We start from the raw sequence: 3,828 nt of genomic DNA on the forward strand, positions 1-3,828 counted from the left end.
CAACCCGCATGTGTCCGGGGGGGTGGGGGGGGGTTTTTGTTTAAACACCACCCGCCCCACCCCCCGGGGGGCCCCCCGCGCCGCGGGGCGGGGGGGGGCGCCCCCCGGGCCCGTAGCAATTACTTGGAAGTCGGGTGGGTCAGGCCTGTTTGTCGGGCCGAACCAGATCCGTGTGGCTGACGTCGAGGGCCAATGCCAGTTCATAGATCGTGATGATCGTCGGATTTCTTCGTCCTTTCTCCAAGCCGCTGATGTACTGCTGGCTGAACCCGGAAATCTCGGCAAGCTGCTCCTGCGTCAGTCGCTTCCTTAGCCTGATCCTCTGCACATTCCGTCCGACCAATCTGCGCATATCCATGCACGATAGCCAGCGGATTAGGCAGCTTGAGTTTATCAACTAAAATATGTAATCCACATTGAGTATCCCAATCCGCTGGCGGAGGGCTTCGCGGAGGCCGTTTTGCGGAGGTATAATCAGCGATGTTACAGCCCAAATCGATCACGCCGATTGCCGACGAAGTCCCATGGTCGGAGAGCCTTACGAGCTACGACAGGGAGCATTTCACGATCTATCTGCGTATCCTGGATGCCTGTGCCGACAATGCCAGCGAGGAGGAGATGGCGCATCGCATTCTCGGCATTGACCCGTCCATTGAACCGGTCCGCGCCAAAAAGGCCCTCCGCAGCCATATCGACCGTGCTAATTGGATGGTGACGACCGGCTACAAGGAACTGTTCGCCGGCTGACGCACAGCGCGGATCTCATGCTCTTCAAAGAAGGAAATTCAGATATTCGCCGTTCATTAGCGCACGGCCACGTGAGACGGCGCGCCGGATACGATCGCGCAGGTGATCTTGAGGATCCTTCCAGTCGGACCGGACGCGCGCTTGGCCGACGAGCGCTTCGGCGATTTCGCGATGTGATGCTCCGGCAAGCGCGCCATCGAGCGCGCGGAGGACGAAGTTCAATCGGGGCCCGCGTCTTTCTGGCGGAAACAAGCACGCGGGCAGTTTTCCATAGGCACAAAGGGCATTGAGGCACTCCAGCGCTAACAGACGATGCTTGGAAAGTGCTGCCGGCCAGATCGCCTCGGTGCGGAGGTAAACAGGATGCAGGACATCCGCTCCCGAAACAGCAAGCTGGAGGCTGCGCTCCGCATCGCGAAGAAGAACCTCCTGGCTCTTGTCGGGCATCAGCAGGACTGCAGCACGACATGGCAATGCCGCCAGCTCGAACGACGATATCGTCGATGACGCAAATCGCCGTTCGGCAATGACAGGCAACACGCTTGGACACCGGCGGGGACACCAAAACACAGTCGCACTGCGTCCGTAAGATTCAGCGAAACGAAACACCCCAGCGCGACAGGTTGCCGGCCGACGCGATCACCTCGACGGTGGTTCCATGCGGCAAACTGTTGGCCTGCCGGCGCGCAGCAAGCACATCATGCTGAAATACCGGATTGCGCCGCAAAAACTCCCAAGCCCAGCCACGCAGCGTCAGCTGAGCGGCATAGTCGTACGACCTATCATTCCACCAGTTGGGCAGATCGGCGTCCGTCGCAAGAGACGTGGACATGACTGTGCTCTCCTGCCGGGCGTCACATTCACGCCACCCGGCGAAGCACCGGCGCCCATAGCACCGGACTGTCGATACCGCTGTTTTGTCGCACCGCATGAAGTGTCGCTTTCGACACTTCGAGGTAGCCCGCCAGTGCGCGTGTCGCGCCGATCGTGTGCGGGTTGCCGATCCGCTCGAGGGGCCAGCCGGCGCGACGAAGAATGCGCTCCATGCGCAAGTCGGTGACCGTGACGACGTGGCTGAGCCGGCGCGAGAGGCCGAACTCGATCATGCCGGCGAAGAGCTCATATGTGCCGAGAGCGATACCGCCCGCCCCCTTTTGCCCAGATGAAGCTATGTCGAGCGCAAAACGGCTGCTTTCCCACACGCTCGGATCCTCAGGTGCAGCCCTTCCTTCCAACAGCATCGGAAAGGTATCGCGAATCATGGTCGGGCCCGCTGAGGACAGAAGGCGAACGCAACCCTCCACCCGGCCCTCGAAACCGCGCAACAACAGGTAGTGCGGTCTGAGCGCGTCAAAGGAATCGATTTCATAGCCGCCATTATCCTGCACGTCCCAGCCTAGGCGTTCCTTGAAGACGCGAAATCGAAGCCGATGCATTGCATGCAGTCCGTCAGCAAAGTCGTCGTAGCACTCAGGCGCAATAAGCTGGATCATCAAAGGCCTCCAATGGCGGGAAACATTTCTCGCCATTGGAGACGATCCTTCGCGAAAGCGCAGCCTGTGCAGTTCCGGAGGTCAAGCCGACTTATCAGGAAGCGAAAAGCCTGAAGCCGCCAGACGCGTAATCGCCTGTCGGGTGGTTGTCACGCCAAGCTTCTTGCGGACGTTTGCCAGATGGAACTCAGCCGTGTACCGCGAGATCTCCAGGATGCCGCCTGTATCTCGGGCGGACTTGCCGCGCGCCGCCCACTGCAGGCACTCGTATTCACGCGGCGTCAACGACACACCGCCAACTTTTCGATCGCCCGACAGTCTGCAGCGGACGAACGTATGAAAACAGCTCGCGAAAAACGGAAGACCTTGCTCGTAGCGATCGGCCACGCGAAAGTATGCAGGATCGGGCTTGTCAGCGGCAAAGGTCATAGCCGCAAAATTGTCGCGGCCATCAATGATCGGGATCGTCACGCCGCAGCGGATGCCGAACTGCGCTGCTTCCTCGAAAAACCTAAGCTGAGGCGCGGACAGATCAAAACTCTTTAGGTCAAATCCCCATCGAAATGTGGATTCGCCATAGCTTGCACGTAAAATGACCGGGTCGACATTCTGATACCGGTTCTCAAGATAGCGCGCTGTCCAGAGCGCCGGATAATTCGAGATCAGCGTGGGCTTGCCATTAGACCACGGCGGTAAGGAGAAGTAGGCAAAGGTGAATAGATCCAGACCTGAGGCGACATCGGCCAAGGCTCCGCGAAAATCACCCTCATCGACACTTACCGACAACTTTTCCAGGAATGTCTCGAAGACAATTCGCATGTCCTTCCTCATTGTTCTTCCTCATTGTCCTGACTCACTCCCTTCATCTCTCTGCTGTGCGCCACCCGGCCTGTAGACCCCATCGTAAGCCGACCTCTCAAACTGGCCGGGCTGACCTTCTTTACAAATGCCGCGACGGTCGCGCATATTATTAGCTCGCCAGCGGTAGCTACGCGGCGATCGCGGACGTTTTTGTCCGAAATGCTACGGCAGCCTCCCAACACAAGAAGGTGCTGATGGAGCAGTTCGAGAGTGCGAAGCGCATTGGTGGAGAGCAGCGGGCGGGCCGAAATTGGGTCATCGAACCCAACAAAAAGAGGGGCCGTGCGAGTGTTCGTCTTTGACAATTTCGACCGGTGATCGGCAACGCGACCATTGTATTCCTATGCAGCTATAACCGACGTGATCAGGTCGGAAATCGTCAGGCGTGTTGGTAGCAGTGCTTTGGGCGACTTATGCCAGGTGGGTAGAAGCTGTTGCTCCCGTTTGACAGACCGAGCGGCGATTCCGTCGAGTTCGTAGTTCGTCCAGCCTTTCGAACGGCTCTGACAAAGCGACCACGCCGAAATGGCTGTTCGCTAATCCCTGATCGATCCGCCTGAGGCTGTTACCGATCCGAAGCTCGAATCCGTCAGACCAGACTGCGAGTCCATCATTCAGCGCCAGTGGACGGACGACATCATCCGTAAGCGCGTCGCTGATCCCCTACGGATTTGGGCTTGACGCTTTTCGGAATCGCCAGGGCATGAGTTCCTCGATCTGGCTCTGC

At 58.6% G+C, this 3,828-nt stretch carries 6 protein-coding genes; 1 reads left to right on the plus strand and 5 read right to left on the minus strand.

Annotated features, from left to right (window positions below; genetic code table 11):
• Positions 1 to 139: 139 nt before the first annotated feature.
• Positions 140 to 358: a helix-turn-helix transcriptional regulator gene (locus tag NKJ72_RS30760; RefSeq protein ID WP_023755980.1), complete on the minus strand. Its 219-nt coding sequence runs from the start codon at positions 356 to 358 to the stop codon at positions 140 to 142.
• A 122-nt stretch (positions 359 to 480) separates the two neighbouring features.
• Here NKJ72_RS30760 and NKJ72_RS30765 point away from each other — a divergent pair, with 122 nt between their 5' ends.
• The gene (locus NKJ72_RS30765) at positions 481 to 747 is read left to right on the plus strand and encodes a DNA -binding domain-containing protein (protein ID WP_352480774.1); all 267 of its coding nucleotides are present in this window, start codon (positions 481 to 483) and stop codon (positions 745 to 747) included.
• Positions 748 to 771: 24 nt separating this feature from the next.
• Here NKJ72_RS30765 and NKJ72_RS30770 read toward each other — a convergent pair whose 3' ends face one another.
• The 4 genes from NKJ72_RS30770 to NKJ72_RS30785 form a co-directional block, all read right to left on the minus strand.
• Positions 772 to 1,287 (minus strand): DUF2285 domain-containing protein, encoded by a 516-nt coding sequence (locus NKJ72_RS30770; protein WP_352480775.1) that lies wholly within the window; start codon positions 1,285 to 1,287, stop codon positions 772 to 774.
• A 52-nt stretch (positions 1,288 to 1,339) separates the two neighbouring features.
• Positions 1,340 to 1,579 (minus strand): transcriptional regulator domain-containing protein, encoded by a 240-nt coding sequence (locus NKJ72_RS30775; RefSeq protein WP_352480776.1) that lies wholly within the window; start codon positions 1,577 to 1,579, stop codon positions 1,340 to 1,342.
• Between the two features lie 28 nt (positions 1,580 to 1,607).
• The gene (locus NKJ72_RS30780; protein WP_352480777.1) at positions 1,608 to 2,240 is read right to left on the minus strand and encodes an acyl-homoserine-lactone synthase; all 633 of its coding nucleotides are present in this window, start codon (positions 2,238 to 2,240) and stop codon (positions 1,608 to 1,610) included.
• Positions 2,241 to 2,321: 81 nt separating this feature from the next.
• Positions 2,322 to 3,059 (minus strand): helix-turn-helix transcriptional regulator, encoded by a 738-nt coding sequence (locus tag NKJ72_RS30785; RefSeq protein ID WP_502901927.1) that lies wholly within the window; start codon positions 3,057 to 3,059, stop codon positions 2,322 to 2,324.
• Between the last annotated feature and the right edge of the window lie 769 nt (positions 3,060 to 3,828).

Source organism: Mesorhizobium sp. M0045, from assembly GCF_040323385.1.
Classification (GTDB): Bacteria; Pseudomonadota; Alphaproteobacteria; order Rhizobiales; family Rhizobiaceae; genus Mesorhizobium.